Raw genomic sequence first — 24887 nt, forward strand, 5'->3', positions numbered from 1 at the left:
TGGACCCGGAGATCATGAAGTGTGTCCTCAACGACATGATGGAGGAGGCCGGCGTGACCTTGTTTCTCCATTCCTGGGGCACGGAGCCGCTGGTCGAAGGGAACGAAGTTCGCGGCGTGATTTTCGAGAGCAAGTCAGGGAGGCAAGCGATACTCTCCAAGGTCGTGATCGATACCACGGGTGACGGCGATCTCTTTGCATCGGCCGGCGCGCCCTTTGACGGGAATCTCGACCCGAAGGCCAGGATCTCGAGAATGGCCCTGGTTTTTCAGCTTGCAAACGTGGATACAAAGAAATTCAGCAGGTTCATGACCGAGGAGAAAGAGCGCTATGGCGAGCTCATGTACGAACTCGAGGGTCTTGGAGGTTATTCGCTCATATTGCGCAGCCAGCGCAAAGACGTGGTCTGGGTCAATAACTATTTCCCCAAATGGGTACCCAATTACATGAAAAGCTTCGTAAAGGAGGCAGCCGGAGTCTCCTCGGGAAAGGGTATTCTCAGCGCCCTCAGTTTTGAAGACCTCACCTGGGTGGAAGTCAATGCCAGGAAAGGCATGCTTATTACCTACAATTTCCTGAAAAAGCACGTGCCCGGTTACGAAAAGAGCTTCATCATGAACGTCGCTCCCCAGATAGGGACCCGTGGGAGCAGGCGGTTGCTCGGAGAATATATGGTTACCGAAAAGGATGTACACACCGGCGTGGTCCATGACGATACCATTGCATTGTGTCCTTCCATCGACGGAAACGTCTCGCAGGCTCACCCGCATATGTGCATCCCTTACCGCTCGTTAGTGCCGCAGAAGATAGAGAACCTGCTCGTTGCCGGGCGCTCTTTTTCCTCGGATCTGGTCGCAAATGACGTGCTCAACATCATCCCCTTCTGCGTACAGATGGGGCAAGCGGTCGGTACCGCGGCGGCCATGGCGGCAAAAGCGGGCGTAAGCCCCAGGGATATCGACATAAAAACGCTCCAGCGTCGACTGATCGACCAGGATGTGGTGCTTCCCCGGCAGATCGAGGACCGCGCGACAAACAGATGAAGGACCGGGTCGCGCTGGAAGTGAAGACGGAGATGTGCCTGGGGTGCGGGGCGTGCGCCGGCGTTTGTCCCCGCAGAGCCATCTGGTTTATGTGGGGACGGGCCAACATAAACCGGGCCCGCTGCGATCTCTGCTACCGCTGTCTGCCGGAATGCCCGGAAGCGGCGATCCGGGAGAAGATTCCTCCGGCGGCCGGGCAGGTCCCCAGCATGAAAGAAAAGAAGGGGGGCGGAGGAGGGTAGGCATGTGCGACGTCTGAGTCCCCTTGAGCTTTTCGGACAAACAAAATCTACGAAGGAGTCTTTTATGAAAAAAAATATCGGATTATCATGGATCGTTTTCGGCGTTCTCTTTTTGTCCTTTGCGTACCTGACCCCGGCTTACGGACAGGAAAAAGTGGTAAAGCTCAGGTATTCCAATTTCTTTCCGCCCATGCACCCCATCAGCAAGCTCGCGGAAGACTGGTGCAAAGAGGTGGAAAAGAGAACCAACGGGCGCGTGAAGGTCTCCTATTTTGCAGGAGCCACCCTGACCCCGCCCATGCAGACTTATGACAGCACGGTGAAAGGAATAGCCGACATCGGGCAGGCCCTTCTGGCATATGTGCCCGGCAGGCTGCCGCTTAGCGAAGTGCTGCAGCTTCCGCTGGGCGAAAAGAATGGGTATCAGGCAACAATGATGGCGAATGCGTATTATAAGAAGTTCCACCCGAAGGAGTTCGATGATGTAAAGGTGATGTACCTCCACGGTGCCGCCCCCGCCCTTTTCTATACAAAAAAGGTCATTTCGTCGATTGACGGGATAAAGGGCTTGAGAATAAAGGCGAGCGCGGACAGTGCACACATAGTATCCGCGGTGGGAGGGGCCCCAGTGACCCAGCCCATCACCGAGACCTACGACTCCCTGCAGAAGGGTCTCGTCGACGGCGTGGTGGGCCCCATAGAGACGCTCAAGGGCTGGAGGTTCGCGGAGGTCACAAAGGGGTCTCTCGAGAACTATGCTATTTCCTACATGACTTCCATGTTTGTGGTCATGAACAAAGGCAGGTGGAACTCGCTTTCAAAAGCCGACCAGGCGGCCATAGAAAAGATCAACGAAGAATGGATTGAAAAACAGGCAAAACTTTGGGTTGTCCTTGACGAGGAGGCGAAGGAGTATTCAATAAAGAAAGGTATGACATGGGTCAAAGTGACAAAGGAAGAAGAAGCGAGGACGGCCGAGAAGATGCAGTCCGTAAGGGATAGATACGTCCGGGAGATGAAGGCGAAAGGACTGCCGGGCGACGAAGCGGTGAAGTTCTGTTTGGACTATATAAAGACGCACCCGTAAGCGTCAACGGACAGAAGGGCCGGGCGCCGATGAGGAGGCCGGCCCTTCCTCCTCTCCTCTTTCTGCATAATTGTCGACGGGACCACCCTCAGATATTCCATCACGATAATCTTGCTACGGGAGACAGGTATGGATAGACCGCATATAAGAAAACGTCAGAAATAAGGAGAAAATATGTCGAGCGATAGAGCGGTACGATCCATATGCGGATTTTGCCATTCAAATTGCGGGATCAAGGTCTATGTGAGAGACGGAAAAGTTCTTCGCGTGGAGGGCGATCCGGACCATCCCGTCAACAAAGGCTATCTCTGTCCCAAGGCTCGGGCGATAAAGCCGATGCTGGAATCGGAGCAGCGGCTGAAATTTCCCCTTAGAAGAACAAAGGGAGGATTCGCCAGAATATCCTGGGATGAGGCGCTCGATTTCGCAGCGGAAAAGCTTTCGACGGTTAAGGGAAAATATGGCCCCCAAGCCCTCGTCCATATGGGAGGAGCGCCTGTCAGCTACGGAGGAAGGGATGGTTTTGTGCAGTTCATGGGCGTCTACGGCTCTCCCAACCTCTCGGGAGCCGCCAATCTCTGCGCCATTCCCAGACAGGTGGCTTTCGTTCAGGCTTTCGGCGGAAGACCTGAACCGGACTATGAACATACGCGATTGGCTGTGTTCTGGGCTTCAAACCCGGTCAATACCACTCGTTTCAGCAACTATGCGGCCTACGATGGTTTGCACGAAATCGTGCCCCGATTGAAGAAGAGAGGGGTAAAGATTATTGTCGTGGATCCGGTCCGGTCTGAAACCGCCTCTTTGGCGGACGAATGGATCCGTCCCAATATAGGAACCGATCCCGCTTTGGGGCTCTCCATGGTTCATGCCATAATCGAAGAAGACATCTGGGATGAAGAATTCGTGAAAAAATGGGTCTCCGGCTTTGATGCGATCAGAAAACATGTAGAGACCATGTCGCCGGAATGGGCGGAAGGAATTACATCCGTCCCCGCGGAGCGCATCCGCGAATTCGCCCGTCTTTATGCGAAGACCGATGGGGCGCTCATTTGTGAGGGAAACGGGCTGGACATGCACACGAACGGCGTGGATGCGGTGAGGGTCATTTGCATGCTGATAGCCCTCACCGGTAATTTCGACGCGCCCGGTGGCAATGTCCTCTACTCGATTGTCCCCCAAAGCGTCCTGCCTACCGTGAAATCGGGCAAAGAGATGTTGGGCCGGCAGGAGTTCCCCCTCTTCCCCGTGAGTACATTCCCTGCCGTCAAGGAGGCGCTACTCGGTGAAGGGACCGACCGTCCAAGGGCCATGATCGTCCACCACGCCAACCCGGTGTTGGTGCAGGCCAATCAAAACCGTACAGTGGATGCCTTCAGGAAATTGGATTTCCTGATGGTCCTGGATATATTTCCCACGGCCACCACCGAAATGGCCGACCTTATTCTGCCGGCAGCGGCAGACTTGGAGGCGGTCGATTACAGGGCCTATTCCAGCAGTAAAGGAGGGTTCGTCGCCCTTCGGGAGAAGGTTTCCGAACCTCTCGGGGAATCGCGGTCCATCTTCGAGATCGAGTACGATCTGGCAAAAAAAATGGGTATCGAGGCCGACTATCCCTTTCATAACGCAGAGGAATGGATAGATTTTGAGCTCAAGCCCGCGAATGTGACACTCCGTGATCTGAGGGCAAATCAAATCATCTACGTCTCGCCACCTGTAGTGTATAGGAAGTACGAAAAGGGAGGCTTCAAGACGCCCTCGGGCCTCGTTGAATGCTGCTCCTCCAGGTTCGAAGATGGGCACTATGGCGCCCTTCCGGGTTACGAATACCCGAAGGAGTCTCACATTACGAACCCTGAATTATGGGCCAAATACCCCCTTTCGGGGACGACCAGGAGGCCCGCCGAGTTCGTTCACACAAAGCTGGTGAACCTCCTTGCCCCGAAGAAAGGCTACGCCGAGCCCGTTCTCATGCTCCATCCTTCGGATGCGGAGGCCAGGGGAATAGGGGACGGAGAACGAACAGAGGTCGAATCTCCCCGGGGAAAGATTAACGCAAGGGCCCTTCTCACTGAAAACCTGGGGCCCGGTCTCATTTCCATCGACTTCGGGTGGGGAAATCCGACAGACAAGGGCGCCGGCGTGAATCAGCTTACCCGTGACGACGTGTGGGACCCTGTCTCCGGCGGATACCCCAATAGGCTTTTCCTCTGTGAAATAAGGAAGGTTCCGCTGTAGAGTTTTGGATCGGCCCGGCCTTGCCCGAAGACTTCCCGCACTGCTTCTTTGGCCGCGGAGGTTACCGAATATAAAGGTGCCTTCTATAATAGAAAGAAACAGCCGTGATGTATATCCCCTGCGCATACGGAAAAAAGTGTGCCCGTGAGATTGGGGCGTGATATATTGGTAACTATTAGGCCATCAGGGGTCAGCCTCGAACCGATGGCCTGTCCGCGATGCAGGAGTCGTTGTGAGTTGTAAAAGAAGCATCGCGGAAAAAGGAGAGCAAATGAAGAAGGGCAGTGAGGCCGAGTGCGCCAGTTGTGCGGTAATTGAAGGGGAGCGGGCCTGCATGGTCCCCGGGGGCAAGGCGGGAAAAGGATGTCCTACCGTGGGCAGGAAGAAGCTTCTTAAAAAGGCGCTCGAAGAGTACAAAACCGATGATCTGAAGGAGTTTGCCCGCCTGGCATCGGTGCAGGAGGGAGAGTGTTACTCCGGGCGGGACAGGCAGCCCTTTGTGATGCATCCGGTTAAACCGAGAATTGTGGAAACCATGGAATTCGCGAAAAAGATGGGATACGTGAGACTGGGCCTCGTATTTTGCGGCGGACTGGCGAATGAAGCGGCGGCGGTGGCCCGGATCTTTGAAAACCATGGCTTCACGGTAGTATCGGTGGTGTGCAAGGCAGGCGCAGTCCCGAAGGAAGAAATAGGGTTGAAGGACAAGGAGAAGGTGCACTGGGGCGAGCACGAGTCCATGTGCAATCCCATATTCCAGGCAATGGTTCTCAACGAGGGGAAAACGGATTTTAATGTGCTCTTAGGGCTTTGCGTGGGACACGACTCCATGTATTTCAAGTTTGCCGAGGCGCCAACGACGGTACTTGCCGTGAAGGACCGCGTTACCGGCCACAATCCCTTATCGGCCATTTACCTTTCGGACAAATATTACTCATGGGTAATGGAGCCATAAACCGGTTCAAGGTCGAATCGGATCAACATCTGCCCTGAGCCATGGCCACTTCGATCACGGGGGTCCAATGGTTACCCTTTGCCTTCTCCGCTGCCATTATGGCAAAAAATTGTTGTCTATTTGACATCAACGTGCTAACTTCTAGTAATGGAGTGAGCGCGCGACCGAATGGAGAATACACAGACATTTGACTTACGGAGCCTCCTTTCCTTTAATCCCGAAGGAGGTATTATCAAGTTCATGGGGCATCGTGTGCTTCTCTTCGACGCCGTTGCCATGGGCCTTTTGCGCCGCGAGCTTTTCGACAGACTCGGCGTATCGGCCGCACGGAACGTCCTCACCCGCCTGGGATACGCCCACGGCTGGCTGGCCGCCGACCATCTGAGCGCGGAGTGGCCGGACCTGTTGGGAGACCCGCGGTTCGGACCGGCCCTTCACATGCTGCAGGGATTGGTCAGTATTAGTGAATTCAATTTTAACGTGGGCAATGAGCTCCATCACACGACGTGTACATGGCATGACTCCTATGAGGCGGAGCAGCACGTGCTTCAATTCGGTATATCGACTGAGCCCGTGTGCTGGACACTGACCGGGTTCATAAGTGGCTACACCAGCCGGGCGCTGGGCCGGGAGTTGTATTGCATCGAGCACAAGTGCGTCGGAAAAGGCGATGCCTATTGTTCCGTTGAAGCCAGACTTATTGAAGACTGGGGTCCGGAGATTCACGATCATCTGCCTTTTTTCCGGGAAAAAACTATTGATGGCATCCTCGAGGATGTGACGGCAAAGCTTCGCAAGGCCGAGCGACGCCTGATTCAGTTGAAGAAGACTCTCGACACCGACATCTATTCATCGGGCATAATCGCAAACAGCTCGGTGATGCGGGATACCCTGAGCCTTGCGAAGCGTGCGGCAAAGGTGGACTCGTTTGTGATGCTGACCGGGGAAACCGGAAGCGGGAAGGAATTGATCGCCCGTCTCATCCACGACGAATCTGCCCGATCGTCACGACCTTTCGTCTCGGCGAGCTGCAGTGCGGTCTCGCCTTCTCTTTTAGAGAGCGAGTTTTTCGGGCATGCCAGGGGGGCCTTCCCCGGTGCGGATCGCGACCGGGCAGGCCTGTTCGAAGGCCCAAGGGGAGGAACGGTCTTCATCGAAAAAATTGAGGAGATGCCCTTCGAGATGCAGGCGAAACTCCTCAGGGTGATTCAGGAGGGGAGCGTGTGCCGGGTCGGGGAAGCCATTTCGCGGCCGGTCGATTTCAGGATCATTGCCGCGTCAAACCGCGATCTGGAGGAGGACGTCAAGTCCGGGCGTTTCCGTTCGGACCTGTATTACCGGCTTTGCGTGATCGGGCTGACGATGCCGCCGCTACGTCAGCGTGTGGAAGACATATTGCCCCTCGCGCGTTTTTTTCTTGCCATGATGAATAAGGGATCGGGGCGCGGGGTCAAAGGGTTTTCGCCTGCCGCGGTGGAGTGTCTGCTCCGCCATGACTGGCCGGGCAACGTGCGGGAGCTTCAGAATGTCGTCGAAAGGGCGGTTGCCCTCTGCGCCGGCACGCGTGTCGAACTGGAGGACCTTCCCCATGGTCTAAGAAAGCCTTCTTTCAGACCCGTGGTGCACGATGACATCAGGCCGCTCCGTGAGATTGAGCGCAAGTATGTCCTGGCAGTCTTCGAACTGGCCAAGGGCGACAAGAAGTTGGCGGCGACTAAGCTGGACATAGGGTTGAGAACCCTTTATCGCAAGCTCGAGGAATACGGAGTGCGATAAACGCGTACCAGCCTGGATTTGGTTGGATCTAAATATCTGGAGGGATTTCATGAAGAATGAGGAGAAGAAAGGACGTCGGGATTTTCTGAAAGGTTCATTGGCTGCAGGGGCCGCGGGGCTGCTGGCGGGTATCGGCGCGGTTGCCCCGGGGATCGGGGAGGCTGCCGCTCCAAAAGGGGGGAAAGGGACAGCACCGGGTGCGTCCGCGGGACGATGCAAGACCTATTCTTTCGAGACCCCGCCGAAGCCCATCCGTGCGAGTGAGATCAAGACGAAGAAAACGGCCGACGTGGTGGTCCTCGGCCTTGGCCTCTCGGGATTTTGCGCGGCCCTGGCGGCTGCCGAGAAGGGCGCGAAGGTCATAGTTCTGGAAAAGAGGAATACCTTCACCACTCACGGAGGATGGAACGCATCGATAGGCGACCGCCAGCATAAGGCCCAGAAGATAGAGGTCCCGAAAGACCAGGTCATGGCGGACATCATGCGTTTTGGTGGCTATCATGCCAACGCGAGGCTCATCAAGCTCTGGATCGACGAGAGCGGGCGGGTCATGGATAAACTCCTCGACATGGCGGATAAGGACGGCGTCAAATACCGGGTCGATACGGACGGAAAAGAATACTGGCCCTACAAGGATTTTCCTCTTCCCGTCAATTTTCTGCCCGGTATGCAGCGTTCCCTCGGCCGTGTGCTCGAAAAGAACGTCAAGGCGGCAGGCGTAGAGGTCCTCTATGAAACTCCGGCAGTACAGCTGATCCGGAAGGACGGCAAAAGCAAGGTGACCGGTGTAATCGCGAAGGGAAAAGACGGATATGTCCAGGTGGACGCGGCCAAAGGTGTTGTCATCTGCACGGGAGGCTACACCAACAATAAAGAGATGCAGGAGAAGTACTCGCCCCGGGCCTTGAAGACGATCAACACTTCCTACGAGGAAGGCAGCGACACGGGCGACGGCATCATTATGGGTATGTGGGTCGGCGGCGTGAAACAGGAGACCGACTGCCCCATGCTATGGGACGGACATACTCCCGGAGATCCCATGCACATGACGCTTGCGCGCCAGCCCTTCCTCTACGTCAACACCCTGGGCGAGCGCTACGCCAACGAAGACGCGCCTTTCGGCTATACGGCAAACCAGGACATCGAGCAGCCCGGCAGCATCAAATGGACCATCTGGGATGCGAACTGGAACACGGACAAAGAGAAGATGCACGGCGTAATCTGCGAGAACATGCATATCCCCGTCTTCTGGAACGACAAGAGCTACGAGAAGTGGAAGAGGAAAGGCGTCATCGTGGAAGCGAACTCGATTGAAGAGCTGGCAGCCAAGATGAATGTCCCCAGGGACGCCTTCGCGGCCACGGTGAAGCGCTACAATGAGCTGGTCAAGAAGGGCGTTGACGAGGACTTCGGCAAGGACCCGAAAAAACTGACCTATATCGTGAAGCCTCCTTTCGGTGCGGCCAAAGTCGGCACGGGTCTGCTCGTAACCCTGGACGGCCTGCGCATCAATACGGACCTCCAGGTTCTGGATAGGGAAGGTAAGCCCATCCCCGGTCTCTATGCCGCGGGCAATGCATCGGGTGACTTTTTCTGCAATGACTATCCCATCACCGCGTCCGGCGTGAGCCACGGGAGGGCATATGCCTTCGGGTGGCTGGCCGGGGAGAAGGCGGCCGCATCGAAAGGCTGAGAGCGAAGGACGGCCCGCCCGTTCACACGTAAGGAGCGGGCGGCAGTAAATTAAAGTAAGCGAGGAGGAAGAAGAATGGCCGTAAGGAGCTCGTCCCGAAAACGCATATGGACAGGGGTATTCTGTTCGATAGGCGCCCTCTTCTTTCTCCTCGCCGTCTCGAACGGAGCATGGTCGCAGAAGGCCGGAAAAGACCCGCTTCTCGGCGAAAAGCACACGTCGGCCGGGATAAAATGCGCCCAGTGCCACAAGGAAAAGCCCTCATCCCCGGTCACCACCGGAACCTGCACGGGCTGTCATGCAGACGTGGCCAAGCCCTCGGCCGTGCAATCGAAAAAACGGAACCCCCATGACGCCCACATGCCCTTTCCGGACTGCGCGAGCTGTCACCACGCACACAAAACTTCGGAGAACCAGTGTGACGTCTGCCACGATTTCGGCGTGAGGACTCCCTGAGCTCGCGGTTCTGTGTCTTGCCTTCTCATCCCGAGGCGTGCCTGTCTGGTCCCCGGGGAGAGCTTGCTCGATATCTCTTCGTGCCGTCCTTGGGGCGGTCTTATTTTGTGCCCCTCCACAGGTTCTCAAATCATTCGATCCAAAGTCAAGATAGGGGTTTGGGACGCAGGTAAGGCCCCTGCGTAATTTACTTGACTCGATATAATTAGATATATTATGGTTAACGGCAATGTGTTTGTATGATAGAGAGGGCTGCTTTTTTCCGGAAAAGTGTGCCTGTTGAATATTGATTTAAACAGGAGAAGTTCCTTTTTTTTGATAGAATGCTGAATGCGAATCCTTCTAGTTAATCCTCCGAATTGTGGGCGCAGTATCCCTGAGGAGCAATATGGTATCGACTCCTTAAAGCTTATTCTGCGCGGAGAACCGCTGTGCCTTGAAGTTCTTGCCGGCAACCTCGATGACCATGAGGTGAAGATAGTCGATCTCAAGGCGGAGCCCGCTGTTTACACGGAAACCCTTGTAAATTTTAAGCCTCATGTTGTCGGGATTACCGGTGTGACATGCGAGGCGAACACTATGGTGAGCCTGGCTTTTGAGGCAAAGGAGACGGTAAAGGCGACGGTGGTCGTCGGAGGTGTTCATGCGAGCAACGATCCGCAATTTTTTAACAAGCCGCATATAGATTATATCGTAGTGGGACTCGGGAAGCTGAGCTTCGGAGAATTGATCGCCGCCCTGGAAGCCGGGGGACCGACAGATGAGATCCCGGGCGTTGCAAAGACCGATCCTCGCAATGTTCTTTCCTATCTTCCGCGGACCTATTCCCCTTCCGATCTGGTAGAGGAAAAACCTCCCCGATATGATCTGGTAAGCAGCTACCGGGAGCATTACATATTGCCCTCTCTCGGTTTCAGGCTGGGGGCTGTATCTGCCGCTTCCGGCTGCCCTCATCGCTGCTCGTTCTGTTCCATCGAGAAGATGACGGGTGGCCGCTATCTGACCCATAGCCCGGAGGCGGTTCTCAGGGATATAGGGTTACTTGGGGACATTCCGGTCATACGTCTCGTAGACGCCAATACCTTCGGGAACGTAGACCAGTCGCGCGAATTGTGTCGAAAAATAGAGGGGGCCGGAATACGAAAGAATTACGTGGCCGATGTGCGATCCGACACGGTGGTGCGTCATCCGGACCTTTTTGTTGAATGGAAGAAGGCAGGGCTTCGTTCCGTTATCGTCGGTTTCGAGGAGATAGACGACGGGAGACTCAAGGAGATGGAGAAGGCAAATACGTCCTCCATGAACACCGAGGCGATAGGGATACTCCACGATACAGGCATCACTATCGTGGGGGATTTCATAATCTCTCCCGATTGGGATGAGGTGCGGTTTCAGGAGATGAGAGCATATTTGGAGAAAAATCCGGTGGATCTGCCTATGTTCTCGGTCCTTACGCCGCTGCCGGGGACCCCTCTTTATGAATCGTTGAAATCCAAAATCACTCTCCATGACCTCGATTTCTACACCCTCACAAATGCCGTAATCCCTACCAAAATGAATGAAAAAGCGTTTTATGAAAATTATGCCGATCTCATGAAGTCGGGGCATATTGGGGCAAAGCTATGAGGGGGTGCGCGCTCTGATGGATGTATATATCACCGACATCTCGGCCTTCCTTCCCAATGCGCCCGTCTCGAACGAGGAGATCGACCGGGTATTGGGCGCGGTCAATCGTATGCCGCCCCGGATCAAGAATATCATCCTGAAAAGCAACAATATCCGGACAAGATATTACGCAATTGACCCCCTCACGGGCGAACCCACCCATACGAACGTTCAGCTTACCGCCGAAGCGATACGGCGCCTCATGCCTTATGAAGGATTCCATCTCGACGATATAGAGTGTCTCTGCTGCGGGACGTCGACTCCGGACCAGTTGATGCCGGGCCACGGGTTGATGGTTCATGGCGAGCTGAAAAGCGCACCCTGCGAAGTAGTCAGCACCTCAGGCATTTGCCTGTCAGGGATGACTGCCCTGAAATTCGGCTACATGAATGTGGCCCTCGGCCTCACCAAGAATGCCGTGGCATCAGGGTCGGATCGTGCGTCATCGTTCACGAGGGCCTCCTTCTTCGAGGGCGTAAAACAGAAAAAAGAGGCTTTTCTCAGGAAGGATAAGCTTGTGCCCTTTGACACAGCTTTCCTCAGATGGATGCTCTCTGACGGCGCCGGCGCGGTATTTGTGACAAGTGACCCTGTTCCCGGCAAGCCCGCCTTGAGAATAGACTGGATCGAGCAGATCTCTTATGCCGGGGACTTTGAAACCTGCATGTACGCCGGAGCAAAGAAAAACGCCAACGGCGCGATGACCGGCTGGCGTGATTTTCCCTCTCTGCAAAATGCCCTCGAGGAAGGGGCCTTTCTCATAAAACAGGATGTGAAGCTCTTAAACCGTGAAGTGCTGCAGGTCGCAGTGGAAAAGACCCTGCCCCGGGTCGTAAAAAAACATGACGTTTCGGCCTCCCGGGTCGATTGGTTCCTGCCCCATTATTCCTCTGAATATTTTAAAATGAAGTTCTATGAAGATATGAAAAATGCGAACTTCGAAATCCCCCTCGACAGGTGGTTTTCGAACCTCACCTATAAAGGAAATACAGGGGCAGCCTCAATTTATATCATTATGGAAGAACTGTTCCATTCAGGCAAGATACAGAGAGGGGAGAAGATCCTCTGCTTTATTCCCGAAAGCGGCAGGTTCTCCATGTGTTATATGATGCTCACGGCCGTGTAATTCCATTTCTAATTCAAAGCGCTCTCTTCGTTGCCTTCGTCATCCGCTCCTCGATGTACTGAAAGTACACCTCCGTCGCGTCTTCCTCGTCGCCTCGATATCATCTTTGACTTAGAGATGGAATAAGGGCTGTCTGTTTTCTCACATAGTTTGCCAGTGTTTTCAGAGATCTGAATATCTTGCGCGTAGTCTCCTGTGAGCCGATGCGAATATTGTATTTCTTCTCCACCGCTACCACGATCTCCACCGCGTCAAGGGAATCGAGTCCGAAAGCCGATTCGGGACCAATGAGCGGATCACCTGGAGACAGATCCTCCGGTATGGGGTCGGTTATGTTGCACACCTGAATAATCATTTCAAGCAACTCTCTTTCAAGACCGTCTTTTTCAACCGATTTCATGCGATTTCACCTTGCCGTTAATGAATGTGGAGTCTTCCTCGCTTGAACATATAAAACCATGCGACGAGAATTGTGAGCACAAAAAAGAGAAACATCGACATAAGCTCGGGGAGTATCGACCCTATGCCTCCACCGCGGACAAAAACAGTCAAAAATGCAGTGAGGCCCCAGGAAAGAGGGGAAAAGAGGCCAATGGTTTGCATTATTTTCGGCATCACATAGACCGGCACCATGACACCCCCAAGGGCTGCGGCGATTACCACGGAGACGGCGCCGAAGGTCGAGGCCTGCTCGTATGTCCTTGCCACCGTGCCCAGGAGGATGCCATATCCGGACGCGGCCAGCGAAGCGCACAGGGCAATGAGGATGAGCGCGGCATAGGAGGATCCCACCTCCAGGGCAGGGGCCCCAAGAATTGGGAGCAACACCTTTCCGACTCCCATGATGAAGAAAAACTGCACCATACAGATAATGACGTATGCGAAGACCTTGCCGGATATAATAGTCAGGTACGATATGGGCATGGTGAGAAGGCGGGCCAGCATCCCGTCCTGCCGCTCCCTTATTAAGGCAGCCCCGAGGGGGACCACTATAAAGAACATGCCGAAAAGTGTCCATGCCGGTACGTTTTGTTGCACGGTAGTAGGGATCTTCGCGGTGCCGCCATAACCTGCAATCTCCTCTTTAATCGCGACAATCGGCCTGTTGTCCCAATTGAAATGGACCTGAGGGATCGCGTTCCTGTACTCTTCCGACCACATGGCGCCCATGGCTTTTCGGGTCGCCGTCTCCATCTCTTTCGGGAGGAGCTCGGATAAAACCTTCAGTTTTTCGCCGGCTTCCATACCCAGGATTACCTTCTCCAGGGTACTCTTGACCCCCATCCTGAAAGTCTCCTTTAGAGTCGGATCGAAATAAACGAAGAGGAGAGGGGTCTCCCCCGGCGCCCCGGCTACCGATTTAGTTTTGTCATCCCCCACAGAGAAGGAATCTTTTCCGCTCTCTCTTATCCTTTTCCTGAAAGCGGCGGTCGTCCCTTCGGGGATCACGATGCAAAGCGGGAAATCTCCCTTCCCAACCGCTTTTTTTGCGGTCTCCACGCTCAATGCTTTACCCTGGATCTCCGATACAATTTTCACCGCCCCGGACCGGAGTAACGCTTCTTCTATGCCCCGGCCCACAAATTGCCCGTCCATGTTTATGAAAAGAACCTCCGTCTTTGTCACCATGGATTTAAGCACGTTCTCCTGGACAAGGGTCACCACGATGACGAGCACGACGGGCATGACAAAGAGCACGAGAAGCCCGGCAAAATCGCGCCCCAGGAGGGTAAGCTCCTTTGCTACGGAAGAGAGTAGTTTCAACATTGAAGTAATCAATCCCTCAGTTGTTTTCCCGTGAGGCTTATGAACAGGGTCTCCAGGTTCGAGCACCCGGCAACCCGGCGAACAAGCTCTCCCGGAGGTCCTTCCGCAATGATAGAGCCTGCATCCATTATCGCCACATAAGTGCAGAGCTGCTCCGCTTCCTCCATGTAGTGCGTGGTATAGACCATTGTGATTTTGTCTTTCAGAAAGGTAAGCCTCTCGAGAATCAAATTGCGCGATTGAGGGTCGATCCCGACGGTCGGTTCGTCAAGAAAAAGAAGCTTCGGTTTTTGGAGAACGCCCGCCGCGAGGTTGGCCCGGCGCTTCATTCCGCCCGAATAAGTGAAGACGCGCTGATCGGCGGTCTCTTCGAGACCGACCAGCTCCAGAGCATCGCATACCCTCGTTTCAAGGTCCTTGCCCCGTAATCCGTACATGCGGCCAAAAAACCGGAGATTTTCGCGGGCGGTGAGGTTCTGATAAAGGGCAACCTCCTGGGGAACGTAACCGATGAGCTTTCTCACCTGTGTGGGATACCTGACTATGTCTATTCCGCAGACGGTGACAGTCCCGCCGGTCGGTTGGAGCAAGGTGGTCATAATGGAGATGGCGGTTGTTTTACCTGCCCCGTTCGGACCGAGGAGGCCGAAGACCGTGCCTTCCCTGATCGAGATATCGACCCCGTTCAAAGCCGGCCGGGACGCGCCCCGGTAAGTCTTGGCAAGGGAGCGCGCTTCGAGGATTATTCCTCCGGAAGTCACCCCTTCCGTCAACGGAGCACTTCCTGCAAGTCTTTGAAGAGGGTCTGCTCCCTGTTCCCGCAATCGTGGAGAATATCGGCCAGGCGATCGAAATTGTCTCCGTCCGTCGACCTCTCCTTGCAGATTCGTGCCCCGAAGAGGGCGAATTCCCTCCATTTATCCCCCGCATCCGTCATTCTGCGGGAAATGTCCAAGAGGCCTTTATTGTCCATGATGCCTGCAGCTTCCTGAAGGAAAGCGGCATACATGAGGCGAAATCCACCTCCGCCTGTGCCGATTTCCTCCTGCATCCTGATCGCGTGGCCCAGATGGAGCACGGCCTTCCGCCTTCCATATTTTACCGGCCACCCTCTTACTTTTTTGGCGAAAAGCCTGATCCCTCTCACGCCGATGAGAGGGAATGGTGTTTTGACCATCATCCGGCAGGTTTCCTTGATCCCTTCCCTCACGGCCCGGGGCAAGTCGATCTCTCCGGGAATTCCCGAGAGATAATACATTTTGCCTTTTGGGGCAAGCGCGCCTTCGGAAAATCGGGCCTTCATGAGGTCGTCCCTGGAACAGACGACCGGCTCGTCAAATACAGGATCGCTGATGAGGTAGTCATTCCCTTTCCTGCCGTATGCGATGAGGGTGTGGGCATTGAAATGAAACCTTAAGGCATCGGGAAAGTAGGGAAGCCAATAGATGCCCGCCTGGAGACCCACGGGAATACCCTTGCCGAGGATCGCGTCGAGGGAATCCATTGCCTTCTCAGGATCCTTGAATTTGGAGCACTGGAAGCGGACCTTCAGCCGTCTCGCGGTATTCTTGATAATCCTTCCAGGCGCGTTCCGGAACGTAATGAGCGGGAGACCATGAACTTTAATGAAAGGAAAGTACCCGAAGAACAGGCCGGCGCCGATGCCGAAGGCAAGTGCTTCAGAGATGTTCACGCCATGATTCGAGAAGAGGTTGGACGTGGAGCCGCTTTCGCAGTGGGCCGACTGGCGGTGAATAAATGCTGTTCCTGATGGGTTCGACATCTAGGGCACCTCCATGAGTTGATCTGCGGTCATTTTGAAGATCTTCGCGTAGCGCTCAAGAAGGGTCCGATTAAGACGCTTGAATACGAGGGGCTTGCAATGCCGTTTCACTCTCCAGCATGCAAGACCGGTATAGCGGGAAAGCATTTTTACGTCCATGAGGCTGCGTGCCATGTGATATGCGAGGGGACTTCGTCTGCCTTTTCTCACTTCCTCGAGGACTTCTGCAAGTTCCTGGTCCAGCAGGTCCCATGCCTGCCGGTTGGCCCAATTCGCCGGCTCCCATCCGGAGCTCGGAGTGAGCACGTAGTTCCCCTCCTCGTCAACCGCATAATTGATGCCATGCCACCGGCCGTATATACCTTTATCCTGGGGCACATCTTTCTCTTTCATTAACCCTTACCCCATATCATGGCGATATTCTCTCAACGATTCTCCGGATTCCGTCTCCGCGCCCGTTTGGACGGCGGTGAGCCCCATGTGCTTTCCATCTCCTATGTTTTTCCGTGTCCCAAATTCAGCCTGTTGGCGGTATCCCAGCAGGTAGGAAATGGGGACAGGCGAGTGGGGGGCCTTTATTGCCCCTGTTTCCCAGATGTACTCCTTATGAAGGTCTTTCGTCAATTCCTGAAGTTCCGAGGGGGAGTAGGTGCGGAGACAGGATATAAGCGAATCGTAGAACTGGACCACGGGCGCAACGGGAATCACATAGGTCCACATTAACCTCGACCAGCGGAAAGGCCGAAAAAAGGGTATACAAAAAGGCATAATCAGGGAAACTCCTATAAAAATAAGAATCGTTCGGAATGTCCGTTCTGTGATCTCAAAAATCGCGATCCCCTGTTGTGAATTTGCGGCGTCCCGGAGGATGGCGCGGGCCTCGGGAGGCCGAAAATGGTGAAAGGCCGCACACAGGGTCCTGAAACCGTTCAGGGCCCTCGGCACTTTTGCGGCGTCGACAGGTTCCGGAGAAAAACCGAGATTGCCGGCGGAATGATCGCACACGTATTGAAGGGCGGGAATGTTCGGATACTTGTCCGTGAGACAGACCGTAACCGGCGGATGGGTGTCTTCAAAAAACTTGATCATCCCGAGCCACGGCCCACCACTTCCCGAGCAAAGGTCGACCACGTGATGGACCCCGAGACGGTCGAGGGCTTGCCGTAAAAGGGAAGCCATGGCAATATCCGATTTCCACATGGTTACACCGAACTGTATGTAGTCGGTCACAGTCCCGCGAAGCGAGTGGGGGCACCATTCTTTATCGGCAATCTCAAATAAGTGTAATCTACGCATCGCTATGGGCCCTAAGAGAAAGAATAGGCTCTCCTGTGAGTGCCCGTACGCACCCGCTCTCGCCGGTCAAAAACCTTCTGTTCAAAAAAACCGGCCCAGTGTCAGCGTGACGGAGTTGATCCCCCTGTTGTCGTGGTTGAGCCCACCGTTGGAGATATGGTGGAGTCTGAGAGAAGCCAGACAGGTCGTCTCCGGTCCGGCCGCGAACTCTACTCCCACGCCGACCTGGGGGTTGAAATTGAAGCGGAGCCCCTGGCCCTCGACCTGAAAGTCCGTATAGATTATGCCGATTCCCCCCTCGAGATAGGGGCGAAAGGTTTTGAACGCAAGGCTTTTGAGATAATAGAGGGCGAACATATTCGCCGAGGTCATAAGTTTCTTGTCGGGTCGCGTAGTCGTCCCGAGACTGGTCTCCACTTTGAACCGAAGCCCGTCCGGGGCCTTGTGACCCCAGACCTTCTCATGGTCGAAGAGGGCAAAACCCGACAATAACACAAAAGATATATCGTTTTGAGGGGTATAGGAATTCCCTCCGGTGATGGCCATGCCGTAGCGGTCGGCGACATCCCTGACCCCTTCCTCGGCGCGGCCCTTATCCGGACAAAACGCCGCCTGAGAGAAGAGCAGGAGGGCGATCAAATAAAAGGTGAGCGTCCTTTTCTTCAAGACCGTCATCACTTTATCGCACGTCCCGCGAGGCCAGAGTGATAATCCCTGCCTCTCCTGCCGCGCCCAGCTTGAGGCAGCATATGGGCTCCACGCCAAGGTCACGGGGAAGAGGCGAAATATTCATGGAGGACGGAAGAGCGATCCCGGCCGAAGGGGCAAATATCTTCCTTTCTTTTATGGACGCACACGCCGCCGCCATGTCGAACGCCATATTTGTGGGAAAACTCCCGTAGAGAGGCGCATAAGACGCTACGTTCATCTCCTTCGTGATTAATTGACGGTAACGTGAGCCTGATTCTTTATGGCCGTCGGCGCCGAGGATAAAAAGCCCCTCCTTCCCCTGGAGAAGGTGAGCGCTGTCCCGGTATTCCGTGAGCGCCCCTGTAATGCAGCCGTAACCGTTCTCCCTTTCTCTCTTGCCCGAAAGGAGAAAGAACGCGGCGCCTTCGCCTAACACCGCACTCTGTCGGTCAAAGAGGAAAGGTTCCGTCCCGGCGGAGGACCGCTCCACCCCGAAGAAACGACGCCAGCAATATCCCAGCACGTCACAATATTCGTCTACTGCGCCGAAGAGCACCCGCTCCACCCTTCCTTCCCTCAGCCAATGAAGGGCCGATATGAGGGCAGAGGGGACCGACATCTCGAACTGACTCACGGTGAGGCATGGGCCGGTGACCCCGAGGAATATGGATATATACGCCGCCGCGGCGTTATGGACTGAATTTGAAAAATGGGTGGGAGAGGAATAGGCGTCGGTGCCGGTCATAAAGGAATCGAGGAAGCCGAAAGTCCCGGCGCTGGCGCCATACCCGCTGGCCACAACGATGCCGAGGCTCGCGCGGTCAATATCGAGCATATGGGCGTCTTCCAGGGCGAGGTATGCCCCCAGAAGGGCCATCTTCGCATGGTGATCCACCCTTCTCAGCGCCTTCTTCGAGACAAATTTATCGAGGCCCGTCGTGTCCGCGAGAAAAGCGGGCATCTCTTTTGTCCCTTCCTCAGATGGAAAAGAAACAGACTGGACCGGACTCGTTCCGCGAGCGAGGGCGGAAGAGAATTCCTCGATATCCGAACCGAATCCCCCCACAATGCCGATGCCTTCAACAAAGGCTTCCATATTAATTCTCCCCCTTGCCTAACACCAGGACCCCGTTACATCCGCCAAACGCGAGAGATTGGCTGACGGCGGTACTCCCGGTGACGGCTGTCGTAGCGGCTGCCGGAGATGCGGTTACCTCGGGATCGAAAGTGGTGAAACCGATATTGCCGGGTATCATGCCTCGCTCAAGACAGGCCACGGTAAAGGCGGCCTCAATGGCCCCGGCAGCTCCCAGGGTATGCCCCGTGAAGCCCTTTGTGGAGAAGAAGGGGACGCCGGGGAGCGTTTCATGAAGGACCCTGCCTTCAACGCGATCGTTATCCGGTGTGGCGGTGCCGTGGGCATTTATAAAGGCGATATCCGATCCATTCCTGTGAGATAACCTGAGCGCTTCATAAAGGGCCCGCTTCAATCCCTCACCCTGGGGATGGGGCGCGGTAAGGTGATAGGCATCGCTCGAGGAGGCGTAGGCGAGAAAACGGGCCCGGGGGGATTTTTCTCTTTCCCGGCAGGAGTCTGCGGACTCCAGTATGAGCATGGCTGCGCCCTCTCCCAGGTTGAGCCCTTTTCTGTCCCGGTCAAAGGGCTTGCAAGGGGTCTCATCGGTGATCATGAGGGAGATAAAGCCGTTGTAAGTAATGTGACAGACTTCGTCGGCTCCGCCTGCAATGACTATATCGCAGAGCCCCGATTGAATCCACGATGCCCCTATGCCCACGGCATCGGTGCCGGAGGAGCACGCATTCACTACTGTCTGGCACGGTCCTGTAAGATCGAACTCCCTGGCGATCACCTCGGCGGGGTTGCTCGAAAGAAAGCGGGTAATAGGCGCCATCTCGGGACTGCCCCCTCTATGAAGCTCCCCGTAAAACACCTCGTTATTCAGCGCCACGCCCACCGTGGTGCCAATGCATACCCCCACCTTCTTGTTTCTGAGGGAGGCGCGGTCAAGCCCTGCGTCGCCTACGGCTTCATGGGCAGCGGCGAGGGCGAGCTTAGCGGTGAACGAGATGCGGGGAGAATCCATTATATTGCCGGGAATTGCGCTCTCAGGCACCTCGAATACGGGATAGGAGATGGCGTGGTTGCCGCAAAACCTTGTAGGGGGCGCGGGATTCCGCCTGCCCTCGAAGAGGGAATCCATACATTCCCCGAGTGTCCCTCCGGCGCCCGAGAGGCAGCCCACTCCGCTGATGCCGACAGGCATTGCCGTCTTCACCGGGGAATCCTTTCTTCGATGTACGCCGCAAGACTTTCAATGGTCTGAAAGGCGGCGCGCCCCTCATCGAGGTTCTTCACCTCCACCCCGAAATGTTTTTCCAGCAGGACGACCAATTCCACGGCGTCCAGCGAATCAAGACCGAGGCCCTCCCCAAAAAGTGGCGTATCGTCTTCGATCTCTTCGGGAGTCACATCCTCGAGATTGAGTTCTTCAACGAGGATCTTCTTCAGTCGTTCCTTGGTGGTCATCATGCTTCCCTCTCTTTTGATTAATTGTCTGCAAATCGTGACTCCACATGTCGTAAAAATTAAAGAACTGGTACGGATGTGCGGTGGTATAGGATTCAAGCGCCTCTGCGAATCGGCCGACATAGGGAAGAAAATCTCTATGGCTCCGCCCCGCGTCGTGAGGCACGCGGATTATTGCGGCTATCTCCAGGGTATAACCGGAGGAGCTCGATTTGTGGGAAAAGAAGACCACAATGGGCGCCCCTGTTGCCGCGGCGATCTTGAAGGCGCTGAAGGGGAAGAGGACCTTCCCTCCCATGAAATCAACGGTCGCCGCCCCCTTGGGGCTGCCTAAAAGCCGGTCGCCCATTACACAGAGGACCTCGCCCCTCTTGAGTAAGGCTATTATCTCTAAAACGCCGCCCATGTAGCCCCTCGGGTCGATTATCCCGTAGGGGCATGGAATCCCTGCATGTTCATAGTAGTGAAGATCGATGTCCCCTTCCTCGCGCTGCAAAAGGAGGTGCACAGGGGCGCCCAGAAATCGAAGGGTTGACATGGCGGTCTGCCAGCATCCCACGTGGGCCGTCATGAGGATCATACCTCGTCCTTCTTTGAGGATTGGGAGAATCGCCTCTTTTTCGCTGAATTCCCAGGTTATCTTCTCTTCACCCAGGATTCCGATCACCGCCCTGTCTATCAGGGCCTTTCCGAGGTTGAGATAGAGGAGGTAGCGATCCAGGAGCCTTTTGACGCGTCCTTTCTCCTTAAACCTGCGGGAGAGGTAATAGTCCGACTTCTTTCGCGTTGATGGAGCGAAGAAGACGTAGAAGGGCACGACAAAAGAGAGGACAAAGTATGCAAACTCGCGGCCCGCGTACTTAATGACGAGGTAGAAGAACCGGTGTCCGAAGGTCGAACCGATACTCCGGCTTGTCCATTGCGGAGCGCCGGGCCGGGTCGGAGTGGAGTCAGCTGTTTCCATGGTTTTCCCTCTTCAGGAGCAAGGCGGTCACATAAATGACCGCCCCGGTGAGGATCCCTAACAGGGGCCCGAGAATAAGGGAGCCGAGAAACCACTCGAAAATCCTCTCCAGGGCCTGATATCCGAGGGTTTCCAGTGAAACCTCAGTCAGGAATCTGCCGTGACGGATAAAATACCCTGCTTCTATACAGAGTGCGGGGACCAATGGAGGTATGCAGATCTGACCCGCCGCAAGGGCCATCAACTTGTTTAACCGAAAATAGTTGGCGGCAAAGAGGGTGGTGATACTCTGGCAGGCGATCAGCGGCAAGGCTCCCATGAATACGCCGAGCCCCCCGGCCACTGCAAGCCTTTCAGGCGAGTTGTTCCCCGTGAGGAGCAATCTCAGGGACCTGAGGGGTTTGAGGATGCTGACCTTCCCTGCCTTGGCGGTCGTGAACCTTCTGTGCGGGAAAGGAGTGATGGCCCTCAGGCTAAGTCTCGTATTGAGCAGGCTCAGGCGAATATTGTCCATAAAGAGGCGAAAGTGAGACACCCGCAGGGAGGGAGGGGGGTAGTATACGGAGATATCGACCTCTCGCAAAGTGATTCCGGCCCAGACCGACTTCACGAGAACCTCTATCTCGAAGTCGTAGTGCCGCACCCTCAGCGTCAGCCATCCAAGAAGGGGGAGAGGGTAGACACGAAAGCCGCTCTGAGTATCTTTCAACATGGAACCCGTCTGAACCCTGAGCCAGAAGTTGGAGAAGCCGCGGCCGAACCGGGAAAGAAGGGGGACAGAGGTTGAATCGAAGGTCCTGGTCCCCACGATGATAGCATCGGGATCTTCGTCGATCAAGGGGAGAAAACGCAGGTAATCAGCAGGATCGTGCTGCCCGTCCGCGTCAATGGTCACTATGTGGGTTGCCCCCCTCTTACGCGCTTCGTTGGCGGCAGTGATGATGGCCGCGCCTTTCCCTCTATTTTCGGGATGCCTTAACTCGATTATGGGAAGCTCCGCAAGGGTCTCCGGGCCGCCGTCCGTGCTCCCATCATCGACGACTATCACGTTATCGTTCACCGCGAGGGCCCTGAGCACCACGTCCCGGAGGGTTTTCCCATGGTTGTATACAGGGATAACAAGGAATACGTTCGATATGTCAGGACTCTCTTTTGCGGCTATCATTAACATTGGCAAGGTTTTTTAGGGCACAAGGAGAACTTTTTCGTCAAGGCCGCGACAGGAATTGAAGGGCCTTTTCATTCACCAGATCCGGCTGCTCGATGCTCAGGCCATGACCGGCACAGGGAATGATTTCCGTGTGTATTTGGGGCGCCACCTTGTCGAGGCGGAGAACGGCACTTCGGGCGGAGTAGATCTTTTCATTTTCACCGACCAGAATGAGGGTGGGCACTTTGATGCCCGCCAGTTCCCCATCCTTTAAGAGGGTGGGGCGCACGAGACGCTTGGGCTTGAAACATCGCGATGCGACACGCATATCACTTACCCCATCCTCCAAAATTGCCCGGCTCCTCCTGTCTTTGCACATGAGGTCGGTGAAGAGCCATTTCATGAAACTTTCAGCGAACAGACCGGGCGACAAGGAGACGAAAACCGCGCGCAGCATAAAGGAGAGGCTCACAGGCAATATCGTGCAAGCCGGGGCCAGAAGCACTATTTTCGCAAGGCGATTTGAAAAACGGAGCGCATAGAGGCATGATATCCAGCCTCCATAGGAGAGACCCATCAGGTTGAATGGGTTCCCGAGTTCAAGTCCGTCGACGAGCTCGTCAAGCCATCGTACTAAATCATCCGGGTCTTTGACTGCGCGGGTATACACACTGCGCCCGTAATCATAAATGTTATCGACCGCATAGGTCCTGAAGGGCCCGGATAAAGCCCGTATGTTCGGGATCCACATGAGCGACGTGCTCCGGGCCCCGGACAGCAGTACCAGGGGCGGCCCATCGGACGGCCCGCTTACGCGCACGAAGGTGGGGCCGTAATACGTATCGATCACTGCAGGCTCCGAAGGGACGGGCCACTGCCTTGCCCGCACATCATATAGGTCCAGGTACTGCGCTTGAGCGCGGGTCGATCGAAAAGGGTGATAGGAGGGCACGGGCCCTGCATCAGGCATGACGGTTATTGGTCCAGGCGAATTTCAGGAAAGCCGCAAGATGGGAGAAAAACCTTAGCCAACTGTCAGGGGAGCGCCATACCATGGTGAAATAGTGCCAGAGCCCCCTTGGCCTCAGGATATGTCTCATATAAAACCGGGTGAAGAGCTGTTCCAGCCTCTCCCGTGTCATACCCTTCGGTATGAACTGGAAATGCATACAGTCCATTTTCTCCCAGTCCTCATCGAAAGCCCCATAATCCCCTATATCTTTGTAGAGTGCCGATCCGGGAAAGGGGGTGAATTTTGACACATTGATGTAATCGATGGGGAGGGAAAAGACATACTCCATGCTCTTCTTCACGCTCGCTTGCGTCTCCCCGGGCAGTCCCATCATCATGAGCCCCTTGACCAGAATCCCCGCTTTCTTGATGAGCCGTATTTTTTCAGCCACAAGATCGAGGCCGGCGCTGCTGCGATGCTGCGAAAGGAGCTCTTCGTCTCCATTTTCAATGCCAAGACTGATCATCCAACACCCTGCCGCCTTCAGCCGTTCCAAAAGATCAACGTCGACATGTTCCGCCCTCACGGCGCAGTTAAAGGTCATTCCCAAGGGTCGGTCTACCATCATCCGGGTAAAAGCCTCCACCCTCTTCCGGTGAAAGGTGAACTGGTCGTCGTAAAGATTGACGTGCCGCACGCCGAAGCGTTCCTTCAGGTACCGTAGATGCTGATAGAGATACTCCGCGGAGTTGTATCGGTAGCCCGTGGGAAAGACGGATCTGTCGCAATAAGTGCACCGATAAGGGCAGCCGCGGCTCGATGTGCAACTGGAATTCGGGGTATGGGGGTAATTAAAAATGGGGAGGCTGTATGTCTCAGGGTAGCCATCCAGTTTTTCATATGCAGGAAAGGGAAGCGTGTCAAGGTCGAGGAGGGGGGAGCGGTAGCCCGTAAAGCAGATACCATCCGAACCTTCCCTGTAAAGCAGGCCCTCGATCAGAGAAGCATTCTCTCCTTTGGCCTCCAGGAGCTCCGCCATCGTTTTTTCACCCTCTCCCACCACGGCGAAGTCGATGCCCGGGAACGACTCCAGGGCCTCCTTCTTCAAAGCCGACACGTGGTGGCCTCCGAATACGGTTCTTACGTCGGGCAGGACGCTTTTTGCCCTTTCCGCGATGCGAAGACCGTCGCGGAAGTTTGCGGTGGAACAGCTGAAGCCGATGAACGCGGGTCTTGCGTCTCTCAGGTATTCTTCGATAAGGTTGCCCGAGCGGGGCTTCGCGTAGCAGTCGATGATTTTCACTTCAATCCCGCTTTTCTCCAAATAGGCAGCGATGCTCGCAAGCCCCAGAGGGGGCATGATGTTGGCCATCCTTGAAATGTCGCGGCCCGCGGAGTCGGCGCGATAGCCGAGGGGATGGATAAGGAGCACTTTTCTGAAATCAAGAGGGCTCAT

Annotated in this window: 24 protein-coding genes; 10 read left to right on the forward strand and 14 right to left on the reverse strand. The window is 55.2% G+C overall.

All coding sequences use genetic code 11. The features are described 5' to 3' along the window. The 10 genes from VGJ94_17735 to VGJ94_17780 all read left to right on the forward strand — a co-directional run. On the forward strand, positions 1–1043 hold a 1043-nt coding region (locus VGJ94_17735; GenBank protein HEY3278462.1), incomplete at its 5' end, for an FAD-dependent oxidoreductase. Further along, entirely contained in the window at positions 1040–1285 is a 246-nt protein-coding gene (locus VGJ94_17740; GenBank protein HEY3278463.1) for a 4Fe-4S binding protein, read from the forward strand. The genes VGJ94_17735 and VGJ94_17740, both read left to right, overlap by 4 nt. Before the next feature lie 64 nt (positions 1286–1349). Beyond that, positions 1350–2372 (forward strand): TRAP transporter substrate-binding protein, encoded by a 1023-nt coding sequence (locus VGJ94_17745; GenBank protein HEY3278464.1) that lies wholly within the window; start codon positions 1350–1352, stop codon positions 2370–2372. A 174-nt stretch (positions 2373–2546) separates the two neighbouring features. Next, positions 2547–4610 (forward strand): molybdopterin-dependent oxidoreductase, encoded by a 2064-nt coding sequence (locus tag VGJ94_17750; protein HEY3278465.1) that lies wholly within the window; start codon positions 2547–2549, stop codon positions 4608–4610. A 271-nt stretch (positions 4611–4881) separates the two neighbouring features. After that, the gene (locus VGJ94_17755) at positions 4882–5565 is read left to right on the forward strand and encodes a DUF1847 domain-containing protein (protein HEY3278466.1); all 684 of its coding nucleotides are present in this window, start codon (positions 4882–4884) and stop codon (positions 5563–5565) included. A gap of 168 nt (positions 5566–5733) precedes the next feature. Beyond that, positions 5734–7341, forward strand: coding sequence for a sigma-54-dependent Fis family transcriptional regulator (locus VGJ94_17760; protein HEY3278467.1), 1608 nt, complete (start codon positions 5734–5736; stop codon positions 7339–7341). 49 nt (positions 7342–7390) lie between these two features. Next, on the forward strand, positions 7391–9034 hold the full coding sequence (locus tag VGJ94_17765) for an FAD-dependent oxidoreductase (GenBank protein ID HEY3278468.1): 1644 nt from the start codon (positions 7391–7393) through the stop codon (positions 9032–9034). Positions 9035–9109: 75 nt separating this feature from the next. Beyond that, positions 9110–9490: a cytochrome c3 family protein gene (locus tag VGJ94_17770; GenBank protein ID HEY3278469.1), complete on the forward strand. Its 381-nt coding sequence runs from the start codon at positions 9110–9112 to the stop codon at positions 9488–9490. A gap of 330 nt (positions 9491–9820) precedes the next feature. Further along, positions 9821–11116, forward strand: a complete 1296-nt coding sequence (locus tag VGJ94_17775) for a cobalamin-dependent protein (GenBank protein ID HEY3278470.1) — start codon at positions 9821–9823, stop codon at positions 11114–11116. 16 nt (positions 11117–11132) lie between these two features. Next, positions 11133–12281: a beta-ketoacyl-ACP synthase III gene (locus VGJ94_17780; GenBank protein ID HEY3278471.1), complete on the forward strand. Its 1149-nt coding sequence runs from the start codon at positions 11133–11135 to the stop codon at positions 12279–12281. Between the two features lie 100 nt (positions 12282–12381). Here VGJ94_17780 and VGJ94_17785 read toward each other — a convergent pair whose 3' ends face one another. The 14 genes from VGJ94_17785 to VGJ94_17850 all read right to left on the reverse strand — a co-directional run bounded on the left by VGJ94_17785 (position 12382) and on the right by VGJ94_17850 (position 24887). Then, a complete protein-coding gene (locus VGJ94_17785; protein ID HEY3278472.1) occupies positions 12382–12681 on the reverse strand; it encodes a phosphopantetheine-binding protein in 300 nt (99 codons plus the stop codon). Positions 12682–12698: 17 nt separating this feature from the next. Next, a complete protein-coding gene (locus tag VGJ94_17790; GenBank protein HEY3278473.1) occupies positions 12699–14048 on the reverse strand; it encodes an ABC transporter permease in 1350 nt (449 codons plus the stop codon). Positions 14049–14056: 8 nt separating this feature from the next. Further along, positions 14057–14821 carry an ABC transporter ATP-binding protein gene (locus VGJ94_17795; protein HEY3278474.1) on the reverse strand — a complete coding sequence of 255 codons (765 nt, stop codon included), beginning with the start codon at positions 14819–14821 and terminating at the stop codon, positions 14057–14059. After that, a complete protein-coding gene (locus VGJ94_17800) occupies positions 14818–15831 on the reverse strand; it encodes a BtrH N-terminal domain-containing protein (protein ID HEY3278475.1) in 1014 nt (337 codons plus the stop codon). Before VGJ94_17800 ends, VGJ94_17795 begins: the two co-directional genes overlap by 4 nt. After that, entirely contained in the window at positions 15832–16224 is a 393-nt protein-coding gene (locus VGJ94_17805) for a hypothetical protein (GenBank protein HEY3278476.1), read from the reverse strand. It lies immediately after the preceding gene. Between the two features lie 6 nt (positions 16225–16230). Next, positions 16231–17061 carry a hypothetical protein gene (locus VGJ94_17810; GenBank protein HEY3278477.1) on the reverse strand — a complete coding sequence of 277 codons (831 nt, stop codon included), beginning with the start codon at positions 17059–17061 and terminating at the stop codon, positions 16231–16233. Positions 17062–17208: 147 nt separating this feature from the next. After that, positions 17209–17793 (reverse strand): acyloxyacyl hydrolase, encoded by a 585-nt coding sequence (locus tag VGJ94_17815; GenBank protein HEY3278478.1) that lies wholly within the window; start codon positions 17791–17793, stop codon positions 17209–17211. A 13-nt stretch (positions 17794–17806) separates the two neighbouring features. After that, positions 17807–18913, reverse strand: a complete 1107-nt coding sequence (locus VGJ94_17820; GenBank protein HEY3278479.1) for a beta-ketoacyl synthase N-terminal-like domain-containing protein — start codon at positions 18911–18913, stop codon at positions 17807–17809. 1 nt (position 18914) lies between these two features. Further along, positions 18915–20114: a beta-ketoacyl-[acyl-carrier-protein] synthase family protein gene (locus VGJ94_17825; GenBank protein ID HEY3278480.1), complete on the reverse strand. Its 1200-nt coding sequence runs from the start codon at positions 20112–20114 to the stop codon at positions 18915–18917. Beyond that, a complete protein-coding gene (locus VGJ94_17830; GenBank protein HEY3278481.1) occupies positions 20111–20368 on the reverse strand; it encodes a phosphopantetheine-binding protein in 258 nt (85 codons plus the stop codon). Before VGJ94_17830 ends, VGJ94_17825 begins: the two co-directional genes overlap by 4 nt. Continuing rightward, positions 20328–21329: a lysophospholipid acyltransferase family protein gene (locus tag VGJ94_17835; GenBank protein HEY3278482.1), complete on the reverse strand. Its 1002-nt coding sequence runs from the start codon at positions 21327–21329 to the stop codon at positions 20328–20330. Before VGJ94_17835 ends, VGJ94_17830 begins: the two co-directional genes overlap by 41 nt. Beyond that, entirely contained in the window at positions 21316–22500 is a 1185-nt protein-coding gene (locus VGJ94_17840; GenBank protein HEY3278483.1) for a DUF2062 domain-containing protein, read from the reverse strand. The genes VGJ94_17835 and VGJ94_17840 overlap by 14 nt, the downstream gene beginning before the upstream one ends. A 37-nt stretch (positions 22501–22537) precedes the next feature. Then, a complete protein-coding gene (locus VGJ94_17845; protein ID HEY3278484.1) occupies positions 22538–23329 on the reverse strand; it encodes an alpha/beta hydrolase in 792 nt (263 codons plus the stop codon). Between the two features lie 112 nt (positions 23330–23441). After that, a complete protein-coding gene (locus VGJ94_17850) occupies positions 23442–24887 on the reverse strand; it encodes a radical SAM protein (protein HEY3278485.1) in 1446 nt (481 codons plus the stop codon).

The sequence above is a fragment of the Syntrophorhabdaceae bacterium genome (assembly GCA_036504895.1).
In the GTDB taxonomy this organism is placed as follows: Bacteria; Desulfobacterota; Syntrophorhabdia; order Syntrophorhabdales; family Syntrophorhabdaceae; genus PNOM01.

What these genes read in the sequence shown, in the direction of transcription:
- VGJ94_17740 (HEY3278463.1), top strand. Translation starts at nt 1,040, where the DNA reads ATGAAGGACCGGGTCGCGCTGGAAGTGAAGACGGAGATGTGCCTGGGG.
- VGJ94_17745 (HEY3278464.1), top strand. Translation starts at nt 1,350, where the DNA reads ATGAAAAAAAATATCGGATTATCATGGATCGTTTTCGGCGTTCTCTTT.
- VGJ94_17750 (HEY3278465.1), top strand. Translation starts at nt 2,547, where the DNA reads ATGTCGAGCGATAGAGCGGTACGATCCATATGCGGATTTTGCCATTCA.
- VGJ94_17755 (HEY3278466.1), top strand. Translation starts at nt 4,882, where the DNA reads ATGAAGAAGGGCAGTGAGGCCGAGTGCGCCAGTTGTGCGGTAATTGAA.
- VGJ94_17760 (HEY3278467.1), top strand. Translation starts at nt 5,734, where the DNA reads ATGGAGAATACACAGACATTTGACTTACGGAGCCTCCTTTCCTTTAAT.
- VGJ94_17765 (HEY3278468.1), top strand. Translation starts at nt 7,391, where the DNA reads ATGAAGAATGAGGAGAAGAAAGGACGTCGGGATTTTCTGAAAGGTTCA.
- VGJ94_17770 (HEY3278469.1), top strand. Translation starts at nt 9,110, where the DNA reads ATGGCCGTAAGGAGCTCGTCCCGAAAACGCATATGGACAGGGGTATTC.
- VGJ94_17775 (HEY3278470.1), top strand. Translation starts at nt 9,821, where the DNA reads ATGCGAATCCTTCTAGTTAATCCTCCGAATTGTGGGCGCAGTATCCCT.
- VGJ94_17780 (HEY3278471.1), top strand. Translation starts at nt 11,133, where the DNA reads ATGGATGTATATATCACCGACATCTCGGCCTTCCTTCCCAATGCGCCC.
- VGJ94_17785 (HEY3278472.1), bottom strand. Translation starts at nt 12,681, where the DNA reads ATGAAATCGGTTGAAAAAGACGGTCTTGAAAGAGAGTTGCTTGAAATG.
- VGJ94_17790 (HEY3278473.1), bottom strand. Translation starts at nt 14,048, where the DNA reads ATGTTGAAACTACTCTCTTCCGTAGCAAAGGAGCTTACCCTCCTGGGG.
- VGJ94_17800 (HEY3278475.1), bottom strand. Translation starts at nt 15,831, where the DNA reads ATGTCGAACCCATCAGGAACAGCATTTATTCACCGCCAGTCGGCCCAC.
- VGJ94_17805 (HEY3278476.1), bottom strand. Translation starts at nt 16,224, where the DNA reads ATGAAAGAGAAAGATGTGCCCCAGGATAAAGGTATATACGGCCGGTGG.
- VGJ94_17820 (HEY3278479.1), bottom strand. Translation starts at nt 18,913, where the DNA reads ATGGAAGCCTTTGTTGAAGGCATCGGCATTGTGGGGGGATTCGGTTCG.
- VGJ94_17830 (HEY3278481.1), bottom strand. Translation starts at nt 20,368, where the DNA reads ATGATGACCACCAAGGAACGACTGAAGAAGATCCTCGTTGAAGAACTC.
- VGJ94_17835 (HEY3278482.1), bottom strand. Translation starts at nt 21,329, where the DNA reads ATGGAAACAGCTGACTCCACTCCGACCCGGCCCGGCGCTCCGCAATGG.
- VGJ94_17840 (HEY3278483.1), bottom strand. Translation starts at nt 22,500, where the DNA reads ATGTTAATGATAGCCGCAAAAGAGAGTCCTGACATATCGAACGTATTC.
- VGJ94_17850 (HEY3278485.1), bottom strand. Translation starts at nt 24,887, where the DNA reads ATGAGCCCTCTTGATTTCAGAAAAGTGCTCCTTATCCATCCCCTCGGC.